This is a genomic window from Klebsiella sp. 141203 (assembly GCF_032601985.1).
Classification (GTDB): domain Bacteria; phylum Pseudomonadota; class Gammaproteobacteria; order Enterobacterales; family Enterobacteriaceae; genus Klebsiella; species Klebsiella aerogenes.
The window spans coordinates 106,350-132,118 of the sequence record NZ_JAQIRL010000007.1 but is presented as its reverse complement, the minus strand read 5'-3'; the positions used below and the strand labels follow the sequence as shown (position 1 = coordinate 132,118).

The following is a 25,769-nucleotide window of genomic DNA, read 5'->3' as shown; positions in this document are numbered from 1 at the left end:
AAATTTAAATTAAAAATATAGCCATTGTAATCATATCACACGGCTATGCCAGTGGATAGTTAATCGTTGATCAAGCTACTTTGTTGTAAAATCAAAGGGACTGATAAACCTATCTTTCAAGGCATTAAGGTAATCAGCCCACCACTGCAACATAAGCCTTCTTTCATCAAGGTGTTCTGCTTTATGAATGTAGGCAGCACGAACGGAGTTTCGCTCTTGGTGGCTCATCTGCCGTTCAACAGCATCCCTTGACCATTTTCCCGATTCGATCAACGCACTACATGCCATCGCACGAAAACCATGTCCACATACTTCAACAGTAGTGTCGTAGCCCATAGACCTTAAAGCCTTGTTTACCGTGTTTTCACTCATAGGCTTTCTAAAATCATGATCACCAATGAACACAAGTTCACATTCACCGCTGATTTCTCTGATAGCTTTGAGGAGTTCTAAAGCCTGACAACTTAACGGCACGAGGTGTGGGGTCTTCATTTTTGAGCCTCGATGAGAATGTTTGACCCCTGGCAATGGCTCACGTTCCCCAGGGATAGTCCACATGGCATTGTCGAAATCTATCTCTGACCAACGAGCAAACCTGAGTTCACTTGACCGAATGAAAATGAGCAATGTGAGTTTCACGGCTAACTTCGTGAGTTTTCTACCCTTGAAACTATCAGTTCGTTCTAAAAGTTCTGAGAATCGTTCGAATGGTAAAGCTGGCCTGTGGACTCTTTTAGCTACCGCAATAGCTCCTGCCATCTCCTGAGCAGGGTTGTAATCTATCAGCCCATTCTGGACAGCATATCTCATTACTGCCGTTGTTCTTTGCTGTAATCGGGCAGCAACTTCCAATCGCCCGGAAGCTTCAACAGCCTTGATAGGGGCAAGAAGATCTCTGGTATTAAGTTCGGATATTTTTCTTCTACCAATAGCAGTAAAGAGACCATCTTCCATGCTTTTTAGAACTCTCTCGCTGTGGGAATCAGACCATTTCCTTTTACAGGCAGTATGCCAGTCCCTTGCGACAGACTCGAATGTCAGAGCTTCGCTCTGCTCGATCTTGTCTGCTTTTTTCTTCTCGGAAGGGTCGATACCATCAGATACTAACTTTTTGGCCTCATCTCGTTTCCTGCGAGCTTCACCAAGAGAGACCATTGGGTAGACACCCAATGCTAAAACTTTCTGTTTACCGTCGAAACGATATTGAAGTCGCCAGTATTTTGAGCCATTGGGGTTGATCAGCAAGTGCATCCCCTGCCCATCAGTGAGTTTGAAAGGTTTGTCGGAGGGCTTGGTAGTTCTAACTTTGATATCGGTGAGAGCCATCAGTTGATACCTCCAGTGTTGGTATCAAAATCTATCGAACCGGGAATACCAACAGTTATACCATCATCAGTTGGTATATGTTCAAGGAATTGAGTAGACGTGGACAGACTAAGGAAAGCCAGAAACCTTCTTAACTCGCTGTTTTTATGGAATAAAGTAGACGTTAGTAGACTTGAAAAAAGCTTTGTATGGTGCCGAAGGCCGGACTCGAACCGGCACGTATTTCTACGGTTGATTTTGAATCAACTGCGTCTACCGATTTCGCCACTTCGGCACTGAAGGGATACGGAAAACGTTTTGGATTATACCTGTCGATAGCCGCCATGCAAGCGACAGCATGCATCAGTCGTGCTAAGTGTTGAAAAAAACAGCGTAATCCCATAAACGAGCGGTGTGGCGTCACATTTTTCAGCCATCAATGCGTAGCAAACCGGCTCCCTGGCCTTCACTTCCCTGCCCCAACTACCGACACATCGCCAATTCCGCGCCAATTTTTCTCAAATCCATCTCACATTACACTCTCATCGCGTCAACGTTTTATCGCCGCCAACCATAAGCATTTACGCTTCCTCGGGCACCCAATATAAGATTCCAGAATAATTAATGTAATTGATTTATATATTCCATAAAAAACTACCCCATCACTTTTTCTTATTACCTCAATACTTAAGGATTTATTAATTACGTCAATATTTTTATAACTTTACATTAATGAAAAGTTTTGTTTTCGCTCTTTATTCCAGGAATTTCCTCAGGCGTGAAAGTTCCGGTAAATACTATTTTTACTAGTCGCTGTACGAGTCTCGATGGACATCTTCACTCGGTGAATTTAATCAGGAGAAAGACTGTGACTACCTTAAAACCTTTACTGGCGCGTAACCGCAGCTGGGCGCTGCAGAAGTGCCAGCATGACCCGGAATATTTTGAAAAACTGGTAGCCGGGCAGCGGCCACACTCGCTATGGATTGGCTGCTCCGATAGCCGCGTTCCCGCCGAAGTGCTCACCGGCAGCCATCCCGGCGAACTCTTCGTCCACCGCAATATCGCTAACATGATTGACCCTGCCGACGACAACTTTATGAGCGTACTGCAATATGCCCTCCACTATCTCGAGGTCGAACGGGTGGTGCTCTGCGGCCACTACGGCTGCGGCGGCGTACAGGCGGCGCTCTCGTTGCCGGAGATGCCGCTGGCCCACGAGTCCTCGGCGCTGGCCCGCCGCATCGGCTCGCTGCGCGATACCCTGCAGGGTGATATCGCTAATCTGACACCCACTGACACTGACACCGACGCGGCCGAAGCGCTCAACGCCCTGGTGGAGGCCAACGTTCGCGCCCAGTTCAGCCGCCTGCTTGACTGTGACCCCGTACAGACGCTGCTCGCCAGCGGACGGCCGCTCAGCCTGCACGGCTGCGTCTACGATCTGGCATCCGGCCATCTGACCACTCTCGTCGAACACCTCTCACCTCAGGAGCATGCCCCATGAATACTCTTCGTCAGGACTCTCTCGCAGGCATTGTCGTCTTCCTTGTCGCCCTGCCGCTGTGCCTCGGCATCGCCCAGGCCAGCGGCTTACCGCCCTTTGTCGGTCTGCTAACCGGAATCATCGGCGGCCTGGTCGTCACCGCCCTCAGCCCTTCCCGCTTCGCCGTCAGCGGCCCCGCCGCCGGACTGGTCACCATCGTCGTCGCCGCCATTGAATCCCTGGGTTCCTTCTCCGTCTTCCTGATGGCGCTGGTGCTGGCCGGCGTCCTGCAGCTGCTGTTCGGCATTCTGCGGGCCGGGCGTTTTATCTCGCTGGTTCCCGCCAGCGTCATCAAAGGTATGCTGGCGGCGATCGGCATCCTGCTGATTATGCAACAGATCCCCGTCGCGCTTGGCAGCGCAGAAGAGACCGGGCTCGCCGATATCGTGCAGGGTAACGCCACCTTCTCCCTCAGTGCTATCGCCGTCGCCCTGGGCGGCCTGCTGGTGCTATGGCTGTGGGGTTCGCCGCTTATCCGCCGGGTGAAGAGCCTGCGCTGGATCCCCGGCCCGCTGATCGCTGTCCTACTCGGTTGTGCCACCACCGTATTAATGACCCAGGCCGCGCCGCAGCAGCTTGCCGCTCTGCCGCGCATTACCCTGCCGGAGTTCGGTAGCCTCGGCGATCTGCTGGGCGAGCTGGAATCTCCTGCGTGGAGCGCATGGCGTAATCCGTCGGTGTGGGTAGTGGCGTTGACCCTCGCGCTGGTCGCCAGCCTCGAAACCTTGCTCAGCCAGGAGGCGCTGAAAAAACTGCGTCCGCAAAATCCGCCGCCTTCGCCGAACCGCGAAATGGTCGCCCAGGGCGTCGGCAACCTGCTCTCCGGCATACTCGGGGCGATGCCGATCACCGCGGTTATCGTCCGCAGCTCGGTCAACGTCAGCAACGGCGCACAGAGCAAACTGTCGATCTTTATCCACGGCGTGCTGCTACTGATCTGCGGACTGTGGTTTAGCGGCCTGCTGACGTTAATCCCACTCGCCAGCCTCGCTGCCGTGCTGCTGTACACCGGCTATAAGCTGGCGACGCCGCGGCTGTTCATTGAACAGTTCCGCCAGGGCGCCGCACAGTACGTCCCCTTCCTTGCCACCATTGGCGGGATTATCGGCTTCGGCATGCTGGCGGGGATCGGCATTGGTCTCGCCACCCAGGTGGCGTTCAGCATCTGGCGTAGCCATCGCCATTCACTGCAGCTGGCGCGCTACGACGACCACTACGTGCTGCGCATCCAGCAGAACCTGACCTTTTTACACAATCCACATCTGCTGGCGCTGCTGGCGAAAATTCCGGAAAAGAGCGTGGTGATCGTCGAGCACGATAACGTCGGCTATCTTGACCCAGATGTGCAGGCGGTGCTGGATGATTTTGCCGAGAGCGCGCCGCAGCGCGGCATCCGCCTCAATCAGTGGCCGCTTGCCAGCCGCTGACCGTCTCCCGGGCGGCTGGTCCGCCCGCTTATCCACCCCTCCTAATGCCAAGCGACGCCTGTTGCCATGCTCTACACTTTCTTCGTTACTACGCCAACCCCAAGGAAACAAACATGAGCATCATTAAAAGTTACGCCGCCAAAGAAGCGGGCGCCGATCTGTCGCTGTGGGAGTACGATGCCGGCGAACTGTTGCCGGAAGATGTCGAAGTCGAAGTGGAGTACTGCGGGATTTGTCATTCGGACCTGTCGATGATCGACAACGAATGGGGCATGTCGAGCTACCCGCTGGTCGCCGGTCACGAGGTGATTGGCCGGGTGGCGGCGCTGGGCAGCGCGGCGCAGGATAAAGGGCTGAAGATTGGTCAGAAGGTTGGTATCGGCTGGACGGCGCGCAGCTGCGGCCACTGCGACGCCTGTATCAGCGGCAATCAGATCAACTGCCTGGAAGGCTCTGTGCCGACCATCATGAACCGCGGCGGCTTCGCCGATAAGCTGCGCGCCGACTGGCAATGGGTGATCCCGCTGCCGGAGAGCATCGATCTGGCTTCCGCCGGCCCGATGCTGTGCGGCGGCATCACCGTCTTCAAACCGCTGCTGACCCACCACGTGACCGCCACCAGCCGCGTCGGCGTGATTGGTATCGGCGGCCTCGGCCATATCGCCATTAAACTGCTGCGGGCGATGGGGGCGGAAGTGACCGCTTTCAGTTCTAACCCGGCTAAAGAGCAGGAAGTGCTGGCAATGGGCGCCGATCGCGTAGTGAACAGCCGCGATCCGCAGGCGTTAACCGCGCTGGCCGGTCAGTTCGATCTGATCATCAACACCGTGGCGGTGGATCTCGACTGGCAGCCGTACTTCCAGGCGCTGGCCTACGGCGGCAACTTCCACACCGTCGGCGCGGTGATGAAACCTTTCCCGGTTCCGGCCTTTACTCTGATCGGCGGCGACCGCAGCATCTCCGGCTCGGCGACCGGTAATCCGTCCGAACTGCGCAAGCTGATGAAATTCGCCGGGCGTAGCAAAGTGGCGCCAACCACCGAACTGTTCCCGATGTCGCAAATTAACGAAGCCCTGAAGCACGTGCGCGAAGGCAAAGCCCGCTATCGCGCGGTATTAAAAGCCGACTTCTGATTGGTATTTATCGCCGGGCGTCCCGTTCGCCCGGCGCTTTTCTCCTTGCTTCATCAAACCGTCATCTCCCCGCCATTCCTCTGTAGTCATCGCTTCCCACAATCCGGGCTTCCATAAACGCCTGAACGAGACGCCCGTCACCATGAATAAGCGCTGGCTCCCCTGGCTGATACTGTCGCCTTCTCTATTGTTTTTACTGCTGTTTACCTGGTTTCCGCTTGGCCGTTCGGTCTATGACAGCCTGTTTGATACCCGCATGGCCAGCGACGGCGCACAGTACGTCGGGCTGGATAACTTCACCCGCCTGTTTGCCGACGGCGTGTTCTGGCAATCGCTGGTCAATAACCTGCTCTATATCCTGCTGACGGTGGTGCCCGGCGTGACGCTCGCTCTGCTGCTGGCGGTGGCGCTGAGCGAGAATCACCGAGTCAACCGCTGGCTGCGCACCGCCTTTTTCTTCCCGATGATTATCCCGATGGTTAGCGCCGCCGCGCTGTGGCTGTTTATCTTTATGCCCGGCCTCGGCCTGCTCGATCACTATCTGGCGAAGCTATTTGGCCCGCTGAACAACAACTGGCTGGGGCGCAGCAACAGCGCGCTGCTGGCGCTGGCGCTGATTGGCGTATGGAAGTTCGCCGGTTATTACATGCTGTTTTTCCTCGCCGGATTGCAGAGCATTCCGGCCTCGACGCGGGAAGCGGCGCTGATGGAAGGGGCCACCCGCACCCAGGTATTTTTTAAAGTGACGCTGCCGCTGCTGCGCCCGACGCTGAGCTTTGTAATCACCACCGCGCTGATTTACTCCATTACCCAGATTGATCACGTCGCGGTGATGACGCGCGGCGGGCCGGATAACGCCACGACCGTGCTGCTCTATTACATCCAGAATCTCGCGTGGGATACCCACGACCTCGGCAAAGCCTCCGCCGCCACCTTCCTGACGCTGGCCGGGTTGTTTGCCTTCTCGCTGATTAACCTGAAATTGCTGGAAAAAGGAGCCCACTATGAGCGCTGAAATCTCACCGCTGATGGTCCGCACGCCCGCCGCTGCGCGTCCGCTGTGGTTGCGCCTGCGTCGCTCGCAGCCCTTTACCCTGACGGTCATCATGTGCTGCCTGGCACTGCTATGGGTGAGCCCGTTTATCTGGATGCTGGCGACCTCGTTCAGCGCCACCACCTTCGGCGAAGATATGGCCTCATTGCTGCCGCGCCTGCCACTGACTCTCGATAACTTCCGCGACGCCTGGGACAGCGCCGACTGGCTGAGCCTGTACGCCAACACCCTTATTTTTACCTTCGGCACTTTCTTCGTGCAGCTACTCACCATCACCACCGCCGGCTACGTCTTCGCCTGCCACGAATTTCGCGGCAAGAAAACGCTATTTCTGCTGTTTCTCGTCCAGCTGATGATCATGCCGGTGGTGATGATGGTGCCGAATATGCTGACCCTGAAAACCTTCGGCCTGCTCAACACCCTGACCGGCGTGATGATGCCCTACTTCACCTCAGCGTTCGGCGTGTTTCTGATGCGCCAGGCGTTCCTCGCCATCCCGAAAGAGCTGGAAGAGGCAGCGCTGATGGAGGGCTGCCGCTGGTGGCAGGTGCTATTCCGCGTACTGCTGCCGATGTCCTGGCCGTCGGTGCTGGCCTTCGCCACCGTCAGCATTACCTACCACTGGAACGAGTACCTGTGGCCGCTGATGATGCTCAACGATCCTGATAAGCAGGTGCTGACGGTCGGGCTGGTCTCTTTCGCCATGGGCGCTGAATCCGGCGGCCAGTGGGGCACCATCGGCGCCGGGACGCTGATGGTCTGCCTGCCGCTGATGCTGGCGTTCATCCTTTTCCAGAAACAGTTCCTGCGAAGCTTCGGCTTCTCCGGGATCAAATAAGGAGTTATTCATGCTGTTAGCGCACATTTCCGATACCCATTTCCGCAGCCGCGGCGAAAAGCTGTACGGTTTTATCGACGTCAATGCCGCCAACGCTGATGTGGTTTCTCAACTTAACGCGCTGCGCGAACGCCCGGATGCGGTGGTGGTGAGCGGCGATATCGTCAACTGCGGCCGCCCGGAGGAGTATCAGGTCGCCCGCCAGATCCTCGGCAGCCTGAACTATCCGCTGTATCTCATCCCCGGCAACCACGATGATAAAGCGCTGTTTCTGGAGTACCTGCAGCCGCTGTGCCCGCAGCTCGGTAGCGATGCCAATAATATGCGCTATGCGGTTGACGACTTCGCTACCCGCCTGCTGTTTATCGATTCCAGCCGCGCCGGCACTTCAAAAGGCTGGCTGACCGATGAGACCATTAGCTGGCTGGAAGCGCAGCTGTTCGACGGCGGCGACAAACCGGCAACGGTGTTTATGCACCACCCGCCGCTGCCGCTGGGCAACGCGCAGATGGACCCGATTGCCTGCGAAAACGGCCACCGTCTGCTGGCGCTAGTGGAGCGTTTCCCGTCGCTGACGCGCATCTTCTGCGGCCATAACCATAGCCTGACCATGACCCAGTATCGCCAGGCGCTGATCTCCACCCTCCCCGGCACCGTCCATCAGGTACCGTACTGCCACGAAGACACTCGGCCGTATTACGATCTCTCGCCGGCTTCGTGCCTGATTCACCGCCAGGTCGGCGAGCAGTGGGTAAGCTACCAGCACTCGCTGGCCCACTACGCCGGGCCGTGGCTGTACGACGAAAACATCAGTTGTCCAACGGAAGAGCGCTAACCGCCATGCTCAGTCTGCAAAACATCAGTAAACATTTCGACGGTAAACCGGCGCTCAGCGCGCTGTCGCTTGATATCCACGAAGGCGAATTTGTGGTGCTGGTCGGCCCCTCCGGCTGCGGTAAAAGCACCCTACTGCGCCTGCTTGCCGGGCTGGATCAGGTCAGCGAAGGCGAAATCTGGTTGCATGATGAGAACATCACCGACACCACGCCGCGCGAGCGCAATTTTGCGATGATCTTCCAGAACTATGCTCTGTTTCCACATCTTTCGGTGCGCGACAACATCACCTTCGGCATGAAGGTACGCAAGGAAGAGAAAAGCGGCTGGCAGCCGCGGGTAGATAAAGTCACGCAGATGCTGCAGCTGGAGGCGCTGCTCGATCGCAAACCGGCGAAGCTCTCCGGCGGCCAACGGCAGCGGGTAGCGATGGCGCGGGCGATCGTGCGTAATCCGCGGCTGTTCTTAATGGATGAACCGCTGTCCAACCTCGACGCCCGCCTGCGCAGCGAAGTCCGCGACAGCATTATGGACCTCCACCAGCAGTTGAAAACCAGTACCGTCTACGTCACCCACGATCAAACCGAGGCGATGTCGATGGCCGACCGCATCGTGGTGATGAACGGCGGCCACGTGCAGCAGGTGGGGCGGCCAGAATATCTGTATGCCAACCCGGCCAATCTGTTCGTGGCTGGATTTATCGGTTCGCCGGCAATGAATCTGCTATCGCTCCCCTGCGTTGACGGTAACGTTCAGCTTGGCGAACTCCGCCATCCGCTACCGTCGCGCCACCGCAGCCAGACCCGCGTCTGGCTTGGCATTCGCCCGGAACATATTACCGACCGCGTGGAGCAAGGCCATCTGCGCCTGCCGGGCACCGTCCTGCAACGAGAACTGATGGGAGCCGATTATCTGCTCCACGTCAGCACCCCGATCGGCACCCTGCGCTTCAGCCGTCGCCACCGCGGCGCAGTGCCGGAAAAAGGCGAATCGCTGATCCTCGGCTTCTCGCCTGCCGATGTGCATCTTTTTCATGCTGAGACCCAGCATAATTTACTGATGGAGTGTAATCATGTTTAAACCCCTCACCGCCCTGACGGTTGGGCTCAGCCTCGCTCTGAGCGGCGCGGCGCTGGCGAAAGAGAAAATAGACTTTATGTTTCCGGCCCCGGTAGACGGCAAGCTGACGATGGAGATGACCCGCGTTATTAAAGCGTTCAACGACTCGCAGCAGGATGTCGAAGTACGCGGCATCTTCACCGGCAACTATGACACCACCAAGATCAAAGCCGAATCCGCACAGAAGGCCGGACAACCGCCGGCGCTGGTGATCATGTCCGCTAATTTCACCACCGATCTGGCGCTGAAGGGTGAGATCCTGCCGATGGACGAACTGTTTAAATATGGCGATCAAAAGGCCGGCGATTTTCTGCAAAAGGAGTTCTGGCCCGCGATGCATAAGAACGCCCAGGTGATGGGCACCACCTATGCGATCCCATTCCATAACTCGACGCCGATCCTCTACTACAACAAGACGCTGTTCGATCGGGCTGCGATCGCCCAGCCGCCGCAGACCTGGGCCGAGCTGCTGGCCGATGCCAAAAAGCTGACCGACGAGAGCAAAGGCCAGTGGGGGATCATGCTGCCGTCGACCAACGACGACTACGGCGGCTGGATCTTCTCGGCGCTGGTGCGCGCCAATGGCGGTAAATATTTCAATGAAGACTATCCGGGTGAGGTTTATTACAACTCGCCGACCGCTATCGGCGCTCTACGCTTCTGGCAGGATCTGATCTACAAAGACAAAGTGATGCCTTCCGGGGTACTGAATTCGAAGCAGATCAGCGCCGCATTCTTCTCCGGCAAGCTCGGAATGGCGATGCTCAGCACCGGCGCGCTGGGCTTTATGCGCGAGAACAGTAAAGATTTTGAACTCGGTGTCGCCATGCTACCAGCCAAAGAGCAGCGCGCGGTGCCGATCGGCGGCGCCAGCCTGGTGAGCTTTAAAGGCATCAACGACGCGCAGAAGAAAGCGGCCTACCAGTTCCTGACTTATCTGGTGAGCCCGCAGGTGAACGGCGCGTGGAGCCGCTTTACCGGCTACTTCTCGCCGCGCAAGGCTTCTTACGATACGCCGGAGATGAAAGCATATCTGCAGCAGGATCCGCGGGCGGCGATCGCCCTTGAACAGCTGAAATACGCGCATCCGTGGTACTCCACCTGGGAGACCGTCGCCGTGCGTAAGGCGATGGAGAACCAGCTGGCGGCGGTGGTCAACGATGCCAAAGTAACGCCGGAAGCTGCGGTACAGACGGCACAGAAGGAAGCTGACGCGCTAATGAAACCTTATGTTGATAAGACCGCGCTGGGAGAAGTGAAGTAGCACAGGTCTGTAGCGGGGCGCCCGGCTTGCGGCGTAAACGCCCAAGCCGGGTGACCAACCGCCCCCAGCGCAGAATGCGCCGGAGAGTTTTTGCGAAGCCTTAGATTTTATCCGCCTGCGACGAAGCCCAGGATTTACGCGCGTAGGCTTTTCCCGCCGGGCTGGTATCCAGCTTCTCACGCAGATAGTGCTCAATCTGCTCAAGGCTGCGGTTGCGCGTTTCCGGCACGCATTTGATCACGAAGATCGCGCCGAAGATACCGATTGCCGCAAAAATAAAGAAGGTTCCGGAGAGGCCGACCCACGACAGTAGCATCGGGAAGAACAGCGAGATCAGGAAGTTGGCAATCCACATTGAGAACACCGCCCCGCCCATAAACATCCCGCGCATCCGGGTTGGGAAAATTTCCGACAACAGCAGCCAGGTCACCGGTGACAGCGCTCCCTGCTGGAAGCTCAGGAACAGCAGCATTCCCGCCAGTACCATATAGGCGCGCAGCGCATCCGGCTGACCATTGACCGTTTCCGGCAGCAGGTAGCTCACCGCGCCGATAAACACCAGGCAGGCGGTACAGCCGAACTGGCCGATCATGGTCATCGGGCGACGGCCTATCTTCCCCAGCATCCAGATGCCGACAAAGGTCATCAGCACCGAAACCACGCCGTTGGCAATGGTGGCGAACAGCGCAGCGTTATCGGTCATACCGACCGAGGTCAGCACCGTCGGCGCATAGTACATAATGGTATTGACGCCGGTAAGCTGCTGAATAACCGCCACGCCGATACCGATCATGAACAGCTTAAACAGCCACGGGGTCATGATTTCACGAATTTTTGGCTTACCAAGATTGCGCTGCTCGTCGAGAGTTTCCGTAATCTCCATTAGCTCCCATTCGACATCATCTTTACGCCGCGTACGCTCCAGCACCCGGCGCGCTTCCGCCAGTCGGCCTTTCATCGCATACCAGCGCGGGGTATCCGGCATAAACATCATGCCAAACCACAGCAGCACGGCAGGTAGCGTCGCCACCGCCAGCATCCAGCGCCAGGTACTTTCACCGCCCCAAAGCTCATGGAAGGTGGCGTTAGAAATATAGGCCAGCAGTTGGCCTGAGACGATCATCAGCTCCTGCAGCGTGACCAGTTGCCCGCGTTTGTTGGCGGGCGCCATCTCAGCAATGTAAACCGGCACCGTTGCCGCCGCGCCGCCAACCGCTACGCCGAGAACCAGGCGGAAGAAAATCATCCAGTTGACGTCCGGCGCGAGGGCGGTTCCCACCGCGCCGATAGCGAAGATCACCGCCAGCCAGAGGATGATTTTCTTTCTGCCTGCGGCGCTGGCCAGATGGCCAGAAAGCAGTGCGCCGAATGCGGCGCCGAACAGCAGCGAGCTGGTCACCAGCCCGGTGGTAAACGGCGTGAGATGCAGCTCCTTACCCATAAACAGTAGGGCGCCGGAAATCACCCCGGTGTCGTAGCCAAAGAGTAAACCGCCTAAGGTCGCAATCAACGCGACGATCTTAACAAACGGCGTTGCCGGGGCGTCGCTATTCGGCCCCGACGCTTTATTGAGTGTGAGATATTGTTCCTGTGACATAGAAGACTCCAGTAACCTACCTTGTAGGGGGAAGATATGCTCTTGTCTGAATACAGAGGCCTCCTGCCTCACGGACGTGTCGTTCTCGTGTGGTTCTCTTGAGGTTTAGAAAAAGCGGGCCACGCAGCTGTGTGGCCCGAAATGCATCAACGATCAGATTCCTGCCGTTTCGCGGATGTATTTACGCGCCTTTACGGCGTATTCGAAGGGGTTCGCCAGCGCGGGGTCTTGTTCGGCTTCCACCACCATCCAGCCCTTGTAGCCGTAGTCATCCAGCAACTGGAAGACCGGACGGAAATCTATTTCGCCATCTCCCGGTACGGTAAAGGTGCCTTTCTTGACGCCGTCGAGGAATGAGAGCCCTTCGCGACGCACCTGCTCGATCACCGCGGGGCGGACGTCTTTCAGATGCACGTGGTTAATGCGCGGCAGATATTTTTTCAGGATTGCCAGCATCGGCGCCTCGCCGCCTTCCGAATACCAGGCGTGACCGGTGTCGTAGAGCAGGAAGACGCGTTCATCCACCAGCGACATAAACTTGTCGATCTCCGCGGTAGTCTGAATGCCGGTGCCCATATGGTGATGCAGGCAAACCTGCATCCCCTTTTCTGCCGCCAGCTTGCCAAGCGCGTTATAACCTTCGGCTACCCGCTGCCACTCTTCATCGCTAAAGCACGGCTTCGCATCGCCGAGAATCGGTTTATCGAGCCCCTGGATACTGCCGCTTTGCTCAGAGCAGCCAATCACCTTCGCGCCCATCGCATGGAGAAAATTCATGTGATTAACGAATTCATCGATGGTTTTTTCTTTTTGGCCATTCGCGAAGAAGGTGCTGAACCAGGCGTTGCAAATTTGCATGCCGCGAATATCCAGCATCGGCTTCAGCACCGCCGGATCGCGCGGATATTTGCTGCCGACTTCGCTGCCGGTAAACCCGGCCAGCGCCATTTCGCTGACCGTTTGCTGGAAGGTGTTTTCGCTTCCCAGCTCAGGCATATCGTCGTTAGTCCAACCGATAGGGGCGATAGCCAGTTTGACATTGTCTTTGTTCATTTTGATGCTCCTGCCGCCGCGCCTTACCGGCGCAGCAGTTCACGTTCGATAAGTTCACGCGTTTCCACGGCCTGGTATTTCATCTTTTCCGGGTAACCAAACAGCGAGGTGCAGACGATCGGTTCACCGCCAACTTTGAAGGTCTGTTCAGCGAAGCGCATATCGCGCAGGGTGCGGAACAGGGCATCGAAATCGACATCCCCCTCACCGACGCCGACGTGCTGGTGTACGGCGGCGTCAACGCCCGGCGGATTAACGATATAGCGGCAATGTTTGGTGTGGTTGCGGGTATCGGCAATCAGCACGTGCGACAGGTCCTGACCGGCATAGCGCAGCATCTTCTCAACTTCACCTTTGCCTTTGTCGTAGAAGAAGGTGTGCGGCACGCTGTAGACATACTTCACGTTGTCGCTGCGAAAGGACTTCACGATATCCACCGTCTCGTTGTTTTCTTCGCAGAAGTCCCACGGGTGGGCCTGGATTTCGACGCGGATACCTTCACGTTCGAATATCGGCAGTAATTCTTCCATCGAGCGGTAGAACATTTCTTCGCAAATTTCCGGCTGGTTAGGATCGCCGGAAAATTCGGTATTGATAACCTGCACGCCCATCTCCACCGCCACTTCGATTAACCGCTTCCAGTTCTTCACCGCCGCCTGACGACGCAGTTCATCCGGGCCGGACCAGCGATATACGCAGATGAACGAGGAGAGCTCAACGCCGTTGTCGCGCAGCGCCTGCTTGTACTCGGCCATGATCTCTCGGCTGGCGCGCGGATGTTTGTAGAACGGGTTAATCTGCGGGTGCGGCGATTGCTCAATGTATTTGTAGCCCCACTCGGCCACCTGCTGGACCATTCTGGTGATCCCGAGATCGCGAATCACATCGACATCAAAAGCAATTTTCATCGTCGTTACCTGTTTGAAACGTTACGTCGGTGAAGGAGGATTTAGCGTTGGTAGAATGCCGGGCATTCAGGCAGCGTCACGGCTACCGGTTCGTTACACTCCTGCGCTTTCAGACAGGCGTCGGCGGCAACCGATGCCGCATAGCCGTCCCAAGCTGAGGGGCCCTGCAGCTTGCCGGTTTTCACATCATTGATAAATGCCTGCAGTTCGACGTCGTAGGCTTTGATGAAACGGTCTTTCCAGTCGGTGAGGATGGCGGTAGACAGGCTGGCGGCTTTACGCATCTCCACCGCCGACGGTTCCGGCAGGCGCGCAATGCCCGTTTCGCCAACGACTTCGCACTGAATGTCGTAGCCGTACTGGCAATTTACGAAGACTTCGACGTCGATCAGGGTGCCCTTTTTCGTTTCAAACGAGACGATCTGTGGATCTTTCAGCCGCGCATGGGTATGGGAGGTCGAACGCGGGAAGCGTACCTGTACGGAGCGGTAGTCGTCATTTAGCAGCCAGCGCAGCACGTCCAGCTCGTGGATCAGGGTGTTGGTGATCGCCATATCGGTGGTGTAGTTCTCGCCGACCGACTGGTTGCGGTGGGCGCAGCGCAGCATCAGCGGCGCGCCGATATCACCGTCGTCGATGACCTTCTTCAACGCCAGATAGCCTTCATCGTACGGGCGCATAAAGCCGACCTGCACCAGGCGACGCCCGGCTTTCATTTCAGCATCAACGATGCGGCGGCAGCCTTCCGCGCTCATCGCCAACGGCTTTTCGCAAAATACGGGCTTACCGGCCTCAATAGCCGCCAGGGTGTACTCTTCATGGGTTGGATCCCAGGAGGTCACCAGCACGGCGTCAACGTCGCTGGCTTTAATCACATCATGACCATCGGCGTAGACTTCCGCCTGCACGCCCGGCAGCGCCACTGCCGCACGGGCGTTATCGGCATTGATATCGGAAACGGCGACCACGGTCGCCCCCTGTAGGACCTGGGTGCAGCGACGGATATGTTCTTTACCGATGGCGCCTGCGCCGATGACACCTAATTTGAGTGACATGATGGTTCTCTCCGTAGTTCTGTAGGGTTCAGGGTTCGTGTTCTTTGTTAGTAATCCCGCGCCTGGGCGCGTTTTTCATTAATCATTTCAGCGACTTTACGGATACGTTCCGACAGCGCCGTCTGCGCCACGCCGACGTTCCACCAGCTACCGTATTTGTGGACCATAGTTTTCGGCAGTACTTTAATGTCGATGAGCGTGCTGACGGTTTCACGGCGAGCGGCATCCAGCGCGTGGCGTAGCTCTTCAAGGGTGGTGACCCGCCAGGTCTTGCAGCCGTAGCCGGAAGCGATCGTTGCGAAATCCACCGGCACCAGCCCACCCTGCAACCGGCCGTTTTCCGCCGAGCGGTAGCGGAACTCGGTGCCGAAGCTATCCATACCGTGTTCCAGCTGCAGGTTGTTGATGCAGCCATTCGCCATGTTGTCGAGCAGAATGACGTTGATCTTCGCCCGCTCCTGCAGGGAGGTGACCAGTTCAGAATGCAGCATCATGAAGGAGCCATCGCCGACCAGCGAATAGACCTCGCTCTGCGGCTGCGCCAGCTTCACGCCGAGAGCGGCGTTGACCTCATAGCCCATGCACGAGTAGCCGTACTCGACGTGATAGGTATTCACCGCTCGGTTGCGCCAGACGCGTTGTAAATCCCCCGGCAGGCTACCCGCCGCCGCCACAATGACCGCATCCGCCGCCAGCGACTCATTCAGCAGGCCAAGAACGCTGCTTTGCGTCAGGGTGGAATCCGTGATTTGACGGAATTCGCGATATACCGATTCACGGTCAATATGGTCGTCAATTTCTGGTACGAAATCCGTTTCCTGCCAGACAGCCTGGTAGACGCGCTGGGTCTCTTTCATCTGCCGGCTCTGCACGCTTGCAATCTGCGCGCCCCATCCTGCCTGCCAGGACTCGTTCGCCAGCGCAGCGCTGAGCGCGCTTAGCGCCTCGCGGGCGTCCGCCAGCATTGGGATGCCGTCCAGCTTCCAGGCATCAAAATTACTGACGTTAACGTTAAGAAAGCGCACGCCCGGGGACTGGAATATCCATTTCGAGGAGGTGGTAAAATCGCTAAAGCGCGTGCCGATACCGATGACCAGATCGGCCTCTTTCGCTAACAGGTTGGCAGCCAGACAGCCCGTTTCGCCAACGCCGCCGACGTTCAGCGGATGCGATGAAACCACCGTGCCCTTTCCGGCCTGTGTTTCCGCAAACGGAATGCCGTAACGTTCGGCGAAGCTCACCAGCGCTTCGCCTGCCGCGGAATATTTCACGCCGCCGCCGCAGACGATGAGCGGTTTACGGCTGGCTTTAATTGCCGCTACCGCATCCGCCAACTGCGCCGCGCTTGGCGGACGGCGATCCAGACGGTGGACGCGGCGGGCAAAAAAGGACTCGGGATAATCCCAGGCTTCACCCTGCACGTCTTGCGGCAGACACAAGGTGACGGCGCCGGTTTCCGCCGGATCCGTCAGCACGCGCATGGCATTAATGCAGGCGCTCATGAGCTGTTCCGGGCGGGTAATACGATCCCAGTACTTACTCACCGCGCGAAATGCGTCGTTAGTCGTGATACTCAGATCGTGGCTCTGTTCGATTTGCTGCAGTACCGGGTCCGGCTGGCGGGTGGCAAAGACATCGCCCGGCAGTAATAACAGCGGGATACGGTTGGCCGTCGCCGTCGCCGCGGCGGTGATCATGTTGGCCGCCCCGGGACCGATGGAAGAAGTGCAGGCAATGATCTGCCGGCGCAGTGATTGACGGGCAAAGCCTGTAGCCGCATGGGCCATGCCTTGTTCATTACGCCCCTGGTAAACCCGCAGTTCGCCGCTGTTCTCTTCCAGCGCCTGGCCTAAGCCCAACACGTTGCCGTGACCAAAAATAGCGAAAATCCCTTTCACGAATTTCTGCGCTTCGCCGTCCACCTCCAGATACTGGTTATCAAGGAACTTCACCAGCGCCTGCGCCATTGTCAGTCTCAGTTTGCCCATGTTGCCTAATCCTTATCGTTCAGTATTTGTCGTGTGAGTTAGCGCTTTGCTCGCCAGAGAAGATGGCGTAGGTGAGGGAAAGCCGTTAACGTCCACTGGAATATTTTTGGATTATAGGCAAACATTTTTTTCATTAAACACAAATACAGAAGAAATGTTTCATTTTGCGAGAAGGATCAAACTCTCTACCCATTTCACACGTTTCACTTACATCTCCTTCGCGAGCAGGTTTCCAAACGAAAGGGTGAATATAAGATTATCTACATGAAAACTATGGATAATATTAATATTAAAAAAAGGGAAACATGGATAAGCGGGATGCATACAACATGTATGGGTGGGCAGCCGCTCATCCGCGCAGAGTGGTAGATCCTTCACACTTTTGGTTTTTTAATTTCGATTAGATTTGAAAATGAAATATTTATTTCTCAAACTAGAGATAACTAATAACCATCAGGCTGTTCACGGCAGACTGTCACTCATACGACCTTCTCCTGGCAGCAGATTTGCAAAAGGAAACCCTAGCGATGAATGCAGCAGTTAAGCGGCTCGACGTCATCTGTATTGGCCGGGTGGCCGTCGATCTCTACGCCCAGCAGATAGGGGCAAGGTTGGAAGATGTGGCCAGTTTCGCCAAGTATCTCGGCGGCTCCTCGGGCAACGTCGCCTTTGGTACCGCGATTCAGGGATTAAAATCGGCGATGCTGGCGCGGGTGGGCGATGAGCACAACGGCCGGTTTCTGCGTGAAACCCTCAGCCGCGCAGGTGTCGATACCGAATATCTGATCACGGATAAAGAACGGCTGACCGCATTGGTGATGCTGGGCATTAAGGATCAGGATACCTTCCCGCTGATTTTCTACCGCGACAACTGCGCCGATATGGCGCTGACGCCTGACGATATCAATGAAGAGTACATCGCCTCTTCACGCGCTCTGGCGGTGACCGGCACCCACCTTTCACACGCCAATACCCGCGATGCGGTACTGAAGGCGCTGGAATACGCCCGCCGCCACGGCCTGCGTACCGCACTGGATATCGATTACCGTCCGGTGCTGTGGGGGCTCACTTCGCTGGGCGATGGGGAAACGCGTTTCATTGAGTCGGGTCCGGTGACCCGTCAGTTGCAGGAAGTTCTGCACCTGTTCGATTTAGTCGTCGGCACTGAAGAAGAGTTTCATATTGCCGGCGGCAGCACCGATACCCTCACCGCGTTGAAAAACGTTCGCCATGCCACCAACGCGACGCTGGTCTGCAAGCGCGGGCCGATGGGCTGCGTGGTGCTGGAGGGTGCCATCCCGGATAGCTGGGACGAAGTGCCGCTGCAGCAAGGCGTTCGCGTCGAAGTACTCAACGTACTCGGCGCCGGCGACGCTTTTATGTCCGGACTGCTGCGCGGCTGGCTTAATGATGAAGGCTGGGAACAGGCCTGCCGCTACGCCAACGCCTGCGGCGCGCTGGTGGTGTCACGTCACGGCTGCGCGCCGGCGATGCCGACGAAAGTGGAGCTTGATGATTATCTATCGCGGGCCGGTGCCGTTCCACGCCCGGATATCGACGCGCGGCTTAATCATTTGCACCGGGTGACCAGCCGACGCCAGTCGTGGCCGGAACTGTGTATCTTCGCCTTTGACCATCGTAAACAGCTGGCGGATCTGGCATTAGAAACCGGGCGCGACCCGGCCTGTATTCCCGAACTCAAACTGCTACTGTTGGCCGCCGCCGAGGCGGCAGCCACAGAGGCCGGACTGGATCGGCGCAGCGGCATCCTCGCCGATGGAACCTATGGTCAACGTTCACTTAACGCCATTACCGGTAAAGGCTGGTGGATCGGTCGGCCGATTGAGCTCCCCAGCTCGCGTCCGCTACGTCTTGAACATGGCAATATTGGCTCACAGCTGATCGACTGGCCGCTTGAGCACGTCGTCAAATGCCTGGTCTTTTACCACCCGGATGACCCGGCAGCGCTGCGCGCCGAGCAGGACGCGCTGCTGCTGGAAGTCTGGCAGGCCTGCAATAAGTCGGGGCACGAGCTGCTATTGGAAGTGATCCTGCCGGAGAACGGACCGGACAAAGATGAACGCCACTACCACACTATGCTGGAGCATTTCTATCAGTTGGGCATCCAGCCGGACTGGTGGAAGCTGCCGCCGCTGGCCAGCGCCCAGTGGGAGCGGATTTCAGCGCTTATCGAGCGCGAAGACCCATGGTGCCGGGGCATCCTGCTCCTGGGGCTGGATGCGCCATCGGATCGATTGCGTTCAGGTTTCGCCGAAGCGGCCGGGCACCCGATGATCAAGGGTTTTGCCGTCGGCCGAACCATATTTGGCCAGCCTTCGCGCCGCTGGATGCAGGGCGAACTGGATGACGCCGCGCTAATCGATGAAGTGAAACGCAACTATCTACGGCTCATCGGCTACTGGCGCGAAGCGCGCGGCTAACCTCCTTCAGGCCCGCCTCTTCCTTGAAAGCGGCGGGCCTGCGGTTTCTTCGTGAAATGAATCGCGTATTTCATCGCAAAAAATGAAAAATTCGCTTCATTTGGTACACTGGAAGCCATATTCCTTCCATTTTCTCAGAGCGCAACTTATGGCTAATAATCCGACCCAACTGACCATCCTGCAGGATGAAATCAGACGGCGCTACGACACGCTCAGTAAACGTCTGAAGCAGGTAGCGCGCTATATACTGGATAACAGTAATAGCGTTGCTTTCGATACCGTAGCCTCCATTGCGCAACAGGCTGACGTTCCGCCCTCAACGCTGATTCGCTTCGCTAACGCCTTTGGCTTTAGCGGCTTTAACGAAATGAAGCAGATGTTCAGGCAGCATCTGATGGAAGAGACCGCCAACTACACCGAGCGCGCGCGTCTGTTCCGCCAGACCACTAACGACGAAACAACGCCGCCGGAAACGCCGACGGAAATCCTCAACATGTTCAGCATGGTCAATACCCAGGCATTACAGCAACTGGCAATGCAGACCTCCGGCGAAGACCTCAACCGGGCGGTAGATTTACTGGCGGATGCGGAAAATATCTATGTCATCGGCCTGCGTCGCTCGTTCAGCGTCGCCTCTTACCTGACCTACGCGCTGCGCCATCTGGATCGCAAAGCCTTCCTGATCGACGGCCTCGGCGGGATGTTCACCGAGCAGCTCAGTCTGGTGGGGCCGAAGGATGTGGTTGTGGCGGTGAGCTTCTCGCCCTACGCCCGTGAAGTGGTGGAACTGGTTGAGCTTGGCGCCCAGCGCAAGGCGCGACAAATCGCCATTACCGATAGCCAGGTAAGCCCGCTTGCCGCCTTCAGTGATGTGTGCTTTGTGGTGCGTGAAGCGCAGGTTGATGGTTTCCGCTCGCAGGTGGCCTCGCTGTGCCTGGCCCAGACGCTAGCGGTATCGCTGGCATTGAATAGCAGCAAAGAGCCGCAGCAGCACCGCGCCTGATTACCCGTTGCACTACGCTGTATACAACGGCAATCAACAGACAAAAAAGCCGGGGACATCCCCGGCTTTTCTCGTTTATCGCGCACTATGAATAGCGCTCGCTGTTGATCCAGGCGTGATCGTCTTCCCAGGTAAATAGCCACTTACGATCCGGCCCCGCCATTACGTTCAGATAGTAGCTGTTGTAACCGGCGATCGCCGCTACCGGATGGTAGCCGCGCGGCACCATCACCACATCATGGTTATAGGGCGCCATACAGGCATCCAGGCTGCGGTCATCGGTGTACACTCGCTGAAAGGCAAAGCCTTGCGGCGGATCGAAGCGGTGGTAGTAGGTCTCTTCCAGCTGGGTTTCCTGCCCCGGCAGCGCGGTATCGTGCTTGTGCGATGGCCAGGAGCTGGTCGCCCCTTCTTCGGTGTAGACTTCCACCACCAGCAGGCAATCCGCCTGCGCATTATCCGGCAGAATATTATGTACCAGCCGCTGGTTACGCCCTTTACCGCGATGTTCTACGCCAACATCCTCAGGCCGTATCACTCGCGCCGGGAAGCTGCCTTTGCCCGGCGCGCTGCAAACCGCCAGCTCAAGATCGGAATCTGCAGTGACCTCGACCTTATCGTGCGGCGGCACATAGACCGACCACGGCGGCGTACGCTCGAATGGCGACATGCGTTTACCGAGGTCGGGAAAATCGGCGTGCTGAGTTTTGATCGAGGCCAGCCCGGAGACCAGAACCAGACATAGCTCACGATCACCGCTCTCCAGGGTCACGGTTTGCCCCTGTTTTAACATCCAGACATCAAAGCCAATATAATGCCACCCCGCGCTCTGCGGGGTGATGTGCTGGATATGTCCCTCTTGTTGCGCTTTAGCCAATAACGACATAGCGTTCTCCTTCGCCGATTAACCTAACGTCGGCATACTGAATTCAGATACGGTTTGCTGCCCCTGCGGCCAGCGCACGGTGGCAGTTTTCATACGGGTATAGAAGCGGACGCCGTCCGGCCCGTGGACGTTCAGCGCGCCAAATACCGAGCGCTTCCAGCCGCCGAAGCTATGGAAGGCCATCGGCACCGGCACCGGTACGTTGACGCCAACCATGCCGGCCTGTACGTCATGGACGAACTCGCGGGCGGTATGGCCGTTGCTGGTAAAGACGGCGCTGCCGTTACCGAATTCGTGGCTGTTAACCAGCGACAGCGCGCTTTGGTAATCAGCGACGCGGACAATCCCCAGCACCGGACCAAAAATCTCTTCGCGCCAAATGGTCATTTCCGGAGTGACGTGGTCAAACAGCGTACCGCCAACGTAATATCCGTCCTCATGCCCGGCCACGCGCAGCCTGCGGCCATCCACCACCAACGACGCCCCTTCGCTGACGCCCTTATCAATATAGCCAAGTACTTTTTTCTGATGCGCTTCGGATACCACCGGCCCCATTTCGTTTTCGTCTTTGCCGCGCAGGCAGCCAGGACCGACTTTCAGCGACTCGACTAATGGTTTCAGGCGGGCAATCAACTTATCTGCAGTCTCGTCACCGACGGCCACCACTACCGGCAGGGCCATGCAGCGCTCGCCAGCGGAACCATACGCGCCGCCCATAATGGCATTCACGGTCGCATCAAGATCGGCGTCCGGCATCACGATGGCATGGTTTTTCGCCGCGCCAAACGCCTGGACGCGTTTTCCGTGAGCGCTGGCGGTTTTATAGATATATTCCGCCACGCCGGAGGAGCCGACAAAGCTGACGGCGGCAATACGCGGGTCGGTATAAAGCTGCTCGGCATCTTCATTGCTGCAGTGAATGACGTTAAAGACGCCATCCGGCAGACCGGCTTCTTTCAGTAACTCAGCCATGCGTACCGCCGCGGTCGGGGCCAGCGCCGGTGGTTTTAGCACGAAGCTGTTGCCGCAGGCCAGCGCGATGGGGAACATCCACATCGGCACCATCGCCGGGAAATTAAACGGCGTTATCCCCGCCACCACGCCCAGCGGCTGCATGAGCGAATAGCTGTCGACGCCGGTACCCACGTCGGAAGAAAACTCACCTTTAATGAGGTGCGGAATGCCGCAGGCAAACTCAACCACTTCCATGCCCCGGGTCAGCTCGCCCAACGCATCGGACCATACTTTGCCATGCTCGCTAACGATAATGCCCGCCAGTTCATCGACGTGCTGTTCGAGCAGCATTTTGAAATTGAACAGCACGCGGGCGCGGCGCAGCGGCGTGGTGCGGGACCAGCTGTCAAAAGCGTCGCGAGCGACCTGGATTGCATCGGAAACCTCCTGCGCGGTGGAAAGCGTGACTTCGCGAACCACATCGCCAGTAGCCGGATCGTACACCGGCATCGTTTCCTGGCTGCTGCTGGTTACCGTTTTCCCACCAATAAAGTTACCTGTGATAGTCATCTTCTCGCCTCATAGTGTAGAAGGCCGTTCAAGTTACGGCCCGTCGCTGATTGTGCTGTGCTATAACCGTAGTAAAATGAAATTTATATTTCAATAATCAGATAAAATGAAATTCTACTTTGGTGATGGTTGTCGCATTTTTCAGCAAACCACTCTCCATACAATTTCAAATCACAGCAGTAGCGAAGGTGAGATTTTATGCGGTTATCTTTGATGTAAACCATGAAATGGCGCAGCAACTTTTTTGCGATCGTGCTCAAACAACCATCATTTCACCCATTGCCAATGATGAAATAAACATTTTAACTATCTGGCAAGCGAACTAAACCAGTCAACATCTTGTCAGGAGTGTCAAATGGCCATTGCCCTGCAGCGTTTCTGTATCAATCGTAAAATTGCGCCGTCGCTCAGCATTGAGGCGTTTTTCCGTCTGGTGAGCGAACTCGGGCTGCACAAGGTCGAGCTGCGTAATGATTTACCCAGCGGTAAAGTCACCGACGCGCTCACCCACCAGCAGGTGCGCAGGCTGGCCGACCGTTACCAGCTTGAAATTCTGACGATCAACGCCGTCTATCCTTTCAACCGCCACAGCGCTGAAGTACGTCACCTGACGGAGTCGCTGCTGAAAGAGGCGCAGGCTATTGGCGCCAAATCGCTGGTGATGTGCCCGTTAAATGATGCTACCACGGTAGCGCCGCAAGAAACGCTTGCCGCTATGCGCGAGCTGGCGCCGCTGTTCGAACAATATGGCATTCAGGGCCTGGTCGAGCCGCTAGGCTTCCCACAAAGTTCGCTACGCTCGGCGGCGCAGGCTCAGGCGCTCATTCGCGACGCCCAGGTACCGTTTAAGCTATTAATTGATACTTTCCACCATCATCTTTATCCACAAGCAGAAGAGGAATTCAGCCAGCTGGACATTGCTGAGATAGGTCTGGTTCATCTCTCCGGCGTTGACGATTCCCGCCCGCGAGAACAGTTGACCGACGACGAGCGCATCATGCTGACGCCGCATGACCGGCTGCTGACCTGTCAACAGGTGCGGCATCTCGAATCCCGCGGATACCAGGGGGATTACGCCTTCGAGCCTTTCGCTCCGCAGCTGGCGTCATGGCGCGAAGAGGATATTCGCCGCGAGATTGAACAGAGCATTGCGCTGATTCAGCGCCACTGCGCGTAAGATTAAACGTTGAGAGTTATCGATTTCCTCCCTCTTTTTGCTGTCAGGTTGCCTATAATCGACGCAGGATAAATGGAGGAATCGATCATGAGCTCACCCTTGCTAATCGCACGCACGCTGGACAAACAGCTCCATCTGCTGCCAGCAATGGCTAACCGTCACGGCCTAATTACCGGCGCCACCGGTACCGGTAAAACCGTAACTTTGCAAAAACTGGCGGAGTCATTTTCGGAGATCGGCGTGCCGGTCTTTATGGCCGATGTGAAAGGCGACCTGACCGGTATTGCGGAGGCAGGCCAGAGCTCTGAGAAGCTTCAGGCGCGTCTGGAAAAAATCGGCGTTACCGACTGGGAGCCGCACGCCAACCCGGTGGTTGTTTGGGATATCTTTGGTGAAAAGGGCCACCCGGTGCGCGCCACGGTGTCAGACCTCGGCCCCCTGCTGCTCGCCCGCCTGCTCAATCTTAATGAAGTACAAAGCGGCGTGCTGAACATTATTTTCCGTATCGCTGACGATCGCGGTCTGCTGCTACTGGACTTTAAAGATCTCCGCGCCATCACCCAGTTTATCGGTGATAACGCCAAAGCCTTCCAGAACCAGTATGGCAACATCAGCAGCGCTTCGGTAGGCGCTATCCAGCGCGGGCTGTTAACCCTGGAGCAGCAGGGCGCAGAGCACTTCTTCGGCGAACCGATGCTGGATATTCAGGACTGGATGCGTGTCGATGCCAGCGGTAAAGGGGTGATTAATATCCTCAGCGCCGAAAAGCTCTATCAGATGCCGAAGCTTTACGCTGCCAGCCTGCTGTGGATGCTCTCCGAACTCTACGAGCGCCTGCCGGAAGCCGGCGACCTCGAAAAACCGAAGCTGGTGTTCTTCTTCGACGAAGCCCACCTGCTGTTTAACGATGCGCCGCAGGTACTGCTGGATAAAATCGAGCAGGTGATTCGCCTTATCCGTTCTAAAGGGGTCGGCGTCTATTTTGTCTCGCAGAATCCATCGGATATCCCGGATGCCGTGCTCGGCCAGTTGGGCAACCGCGTGCAGCATGCCCTGCGCGCCTTTACCCCGAAGGATCAAAAAGCGGTGAAGACCGCCGCCCAAACCATGCGCGCCAATCCGGCGTTCAGTACCGAGCAGGCCATTCAGGAGCTCGGTACCGGCGAAGCGCTGATCTCCTTCCTCGACGAAAAAGGCAGCCCATCGATAGTAGAAAGAGCGATGGTTATCGCCCCTTGCTCGCGGATGGGGCCGGTCAGCGACGATGAGCGAAATGGCCTGATTAACCACTCGGCGCTGTACGGCAAGTATGAAGAAGAGATTGACCGCGAATCGGCCTTCGAAATGCTGCAAAAAGGGGTGCAGGTCGCCACCGAGCAGCAGTCGGCGCCGCCGGCAAAAGGCCAACAAAGCGGCGATGACGACGGGCTGCTCGGGGGACTGAAAGATATTCTGTTCGGCACTACCGGCCCGCGCGGCGGTAAACGAGATGGTATTGTGCAGACCGCCGCCAAAAGCGCCGTACGTCAGGTCACCAACCAGATCGTCCGCGGCATGCTGGGAAGCCTGCTAGGCGGAAGGCGCCGTTAACGTCAGTGTCGAGCCCCGGATTGCGGC

The 25,769-nt window shown here is 57.0% G+C and carries 21 protein-coding genes and 1 tRNA gene; 13 read left to right on the top strand and 9 right to left on the bottom strand.

The annotated features are described in order from the left end of the window. Nucleotides 1–75 precede the first annotated feature (75 nt). On the bottom strand, nt 76–1,326 hold the full coding sequence (locus PGR29_RS22460) for a tyrosine-type recombinase/integrase (protein WP_316425337.1): 1,251 nt from the start codon (nt 1,324–1,326) through the stop codon (nt 76–78). Nucleotides 1,327–1,515: 189 nt separating this feature from the next. Next, a tRNA-Leu gene (locus PGR29_RS22455) sits at nt 1,516–1,600 on the bottom strand. Nucleotides 1,601–2,173: 573 nt separating this feature from the next. Between PGR29_RS22455 and PGR29_RS22450 the strand changes: the two genes are divergently transcribed. The 8 genes from PGR29_RS22450 to PGR29_RS22415 all read left to right on the top strand — a co-directional run bounded on the left by PGR29_RS22450 (nt 2,174) and on the right by PGR29_RS22415 (nt 10,520). Then, complete coding sequence (locus tag PGR29_RS22450; protein WP_313768270.1) at nt 2,174–2,812, top strand: carbonic anhydrase; 639 nt, start codon at nt 2,174–2,176, stop codon at nt 2,810–2,812. Next, complete coding sequence (locus PGR29_RS22445; RefSeq protein ID WP_047053131.1) at nt 2,809–4,278, top strand: SulP family inorganic anion transporter; 1,470 nt, start codon at nt 2,809–2,811, stop codon at nt 4,276–4,278. Before PGR29_RS22450 ends, PGR29_RS22445 begins: the two co-directional genes overlap by 4 nt. 113 nt (nt 4,279–4,391) lie before the next feature. Continuing rightward, complete coding sequence (ahr, locus tag PGR29_RS22440) at nt 4,392–5,411, top strand: NADPH-dependent aldehyde reductase Ahr (RefSeq protein WP_032709732.1); 1,020 nt, start codon at nt 4,392–4,394, stop codon at nt 5,409–5,411. A gap of 142 nt (nt 5,412–5,553) precedes the next feature. Next, nucleotides 5,554–6,426, top strand: a complete 873-nt coding sequence (locus PGR29_RS22435) for a carbohydrate ABC transporter permease (protein WP_113374809.1) — start codon at nt 5,554–5,556, stop codon at nt 6,424–6,426. Beyond that, nucleotides 6,416–7,303: a carbohydrate ABC transporter permease gene (locus PGR29_RS22430; RefSeq protein WP_087858361.1), complete on the top strand. Its 888-nt coding sequence runs from the start codon at nt 6,416–6,418 to the stop codon at nt 7,301–7,303. Before PGR29_RS22435 ends, PGR29_RS22430 begins: the two co-directional genes overlap by 11 nt. A 10-nt stretch (nt 7,304–7,313) precedes the next feature. Then, on the top strand, nt 7,314–8,138 hold the full coding sequence (locus PGR29_RS22425; protein ID WP_316425334.1) for a phosphodiesterase: 825 nt from the start codon (nt 7,314–7,316) through the stop codon (nt 8,136–8,138). A 5-nt stretch (nt 8,139–8,143) separates the two neighbouring features. Next, on the top strand, nt 8,144–9,217 hold the full coding sequence (locus PGR29_RS22420) for an ABC transporter ATP-binding protein (protein ID WP_316425333.1): 1,074 nt from the start codon (nt 8,144–8,146) through the stop codon (nt 9,215–9,217). Beyond that, on the top strand, nt 9,210–10,520 hold the full coding sequence (locus PGR29_RS22415) for an ABC transporter substrate-binding protein (RefSeq protein WP_316425332.1): 1,311 nt from the start codon (nt 9,210–9,212) through the stop codon (nt 10,518–10,520). The genes PGR29_RS22420 and PGR29_RS22415 overlap by 8 nt, the downstream gene beginning before the upstream one ends. A 100-nt stretch (nt 10,521–10,620) precedes the next feature. Here the strand turns inward: PGR29_RS22415 and PGR29_RS22410 are convergent, their stop codons facing one another. The 5 genes from PGR29_RS22410 to iolD form a co-directional block, all read right to left on the bottom strand. Next, complete coding sequence (locus tag PGR29_RS22410; protein ID WP_015368530.1) at nt 10,621–12,117, bottom strand: sugar porter family MFS transporter; 1,497 nt, start codon at nt 12,115–12,117, stop codon at nt 10,621–10,623. Between the two features lie 153 nt (nt 12,118–12,270). Beyond that, nucleotides 12,271–13,170 (bottom strand): myo-inosose-2 dehydratase, encoded by a 900-nt coding sequence (gene iolE, locus PGR29_RS22405; protein ID WP_087858358.1) that lies wholly within the window; start codon nt 13,168–13,170, stop codon nt 12,271–12,273. Nucleotides 13,171–13,193: 23 nt separating this feature from the next. Beyond that, nucleotides 13,194–14,078, bottom strand: coding sequence for a sugar phosphate isomerase/epimerase family protein (locus PGR29_RS22400; RefSeq protein WP_015368532.1), 885 nt, complete (start codon nt 14,076–14,078; stop codon nt 13,194–13,196). Between the two features lie 41 nt (nt 14,079–14,119). Beyond that, nucleotides 14,120–15,133 carry a Gfo/Idh/MocA family protein gene (locus tag PGR29_RS22395; RefSeq protein WP_316425331.1) on the bottom strand — a complete coding sequence of 338 codons (1,014 nt, stop codon included), beginning with the start codon at nt 15,131–15,133 and terminating at the stop codon, nt 14,120–14,122. A gap of 47 nt (nt 15,134–15,180) precedes the next feature. After that, nucleotides 15,181–17,121 carry a 3D-(3,5/4)-trihydroxycyclohexane-1,2-dione acylhydrolase (decyclizing) gene (gene iolD, locus PGR29_RS22390; RefSeq protein WP_213317484.1) on the bottom strand — a complete coding sequence of 647 codons (1,941 nt, stop codon included), beginning with the start codon at nt 17,119–17,121 and terminating at the stop codon, nt 15,181–15,183. 527 nt (nt 17,122–17,648) lie between these two features. Here iolD and PGR29_RS22385 point away from each other — a divergent pair. Together PGR29_RS22385 and PGR29_RS22380 are read left to right on the top strand one after the other, a co-directional pair. Beyond that, entirely contained in the window at nt 17,649–19,562 is a 1,914-nt protein-coding gene (locus tag PGR29_RS22385; protein WP_316425330.1) for a bifunctional 5-dehydro-2-deoxygluconokinase/5-dehydro-2-deoxyphosphogluconate aldolase, read from the top strand. 148 nt (nt 19,563–19,710) lie between these two features. Beyond that, nucleotides 19,711–20,565, top strand: coding sequence for a MurR/RpiR family transcriptional regulator (locus PGR29_RS22380; protein ID WP_015368536.1), 855 nt, complete (start codon nt 19,711–19,713; stop codon nt 20,563–20,565). A gap of 85 nt (nt 20,566–20,650) precedes the next feature. Here PGR29_RS22380 and iolB read toward each other — a convergent pair whose 3' ends face one another. Both iolB and PGR29_RS22370 read right to left on the bottom strand, forming a co-directional pair. Then, nucleotides 20,651–21,451, bottom strand: coding sequence for a 5-deoxy-glucuronate isomerase (gene iolB / locus PGR29_RS22375; protein WP_316425329.1), 801 nt, complete (start codon nt 21,449–21,451; stop codon nt 20,651–20,653). Nucleotides 21,452–21,469: 18 nt separating this feature from the next. Further along, nucleotides 21,470–22,975: a CoA-acylating methylmalonate-semialdehyde dehydrogenase gene (locus tag PGR29_RS22370; protein ID WP_087858352.1), complete on the bottom strand. Its 1,506-nt coding sequence runs from the start codon at nt 22,973–22,975 to the stop codon at nt 21,470–21,472. Between the two features lie 122 nt (nt 22,976–23,097). Between PGR29_RS22370 and PGR29_RS22365 the strand changes: the two genes are divergently transcribed. The 3 genes from PGR29_RS22365 to PGR29_RS22355 all read left to right on the top strand — a co-directional run bounded on the left by PGR29_RS22365 (nt 23,098) and on the right by PGR29_RS22355 (nt 25,742). Further along, complete coding sequence (locus PGR29_RS22365; RefSeq protein ID WP_316425328.1) at nt 23,098–23,301, top strand: hypothetical protein; 204 nt, start codon at nt 23,098–23,100, stop codon at nt 23,299–23,301. 29 nt (nt 23,302–23,330) lie between these two features. Then, entirely contained in the window at nt 23,331–24,152 is an 822-nt protein-coding gene (locus PGR29_RS22360; protein ID WP_316425327.1) for a TIM barrel protein, read from the top strand. Nucleotides 24,153–24,239: 87 nt separating this feature from the next. Then, nucleotides 24,240–25,742 carry a helicase HerA-like C-terminal domain-containing protein gene (locus tag PGR29_RS22355; protein WP_087858349.1) on the top strand — a complete coding sequence of 501 codons (1,503 nt, stop codon included), beginning with the start codon at nt 24,240–24,242 and terminating at the stop codon, nt 25,740–25,742. The last annotated feature ends 27 nt before the right edge of the window (nt 25,743–25,769 follow it).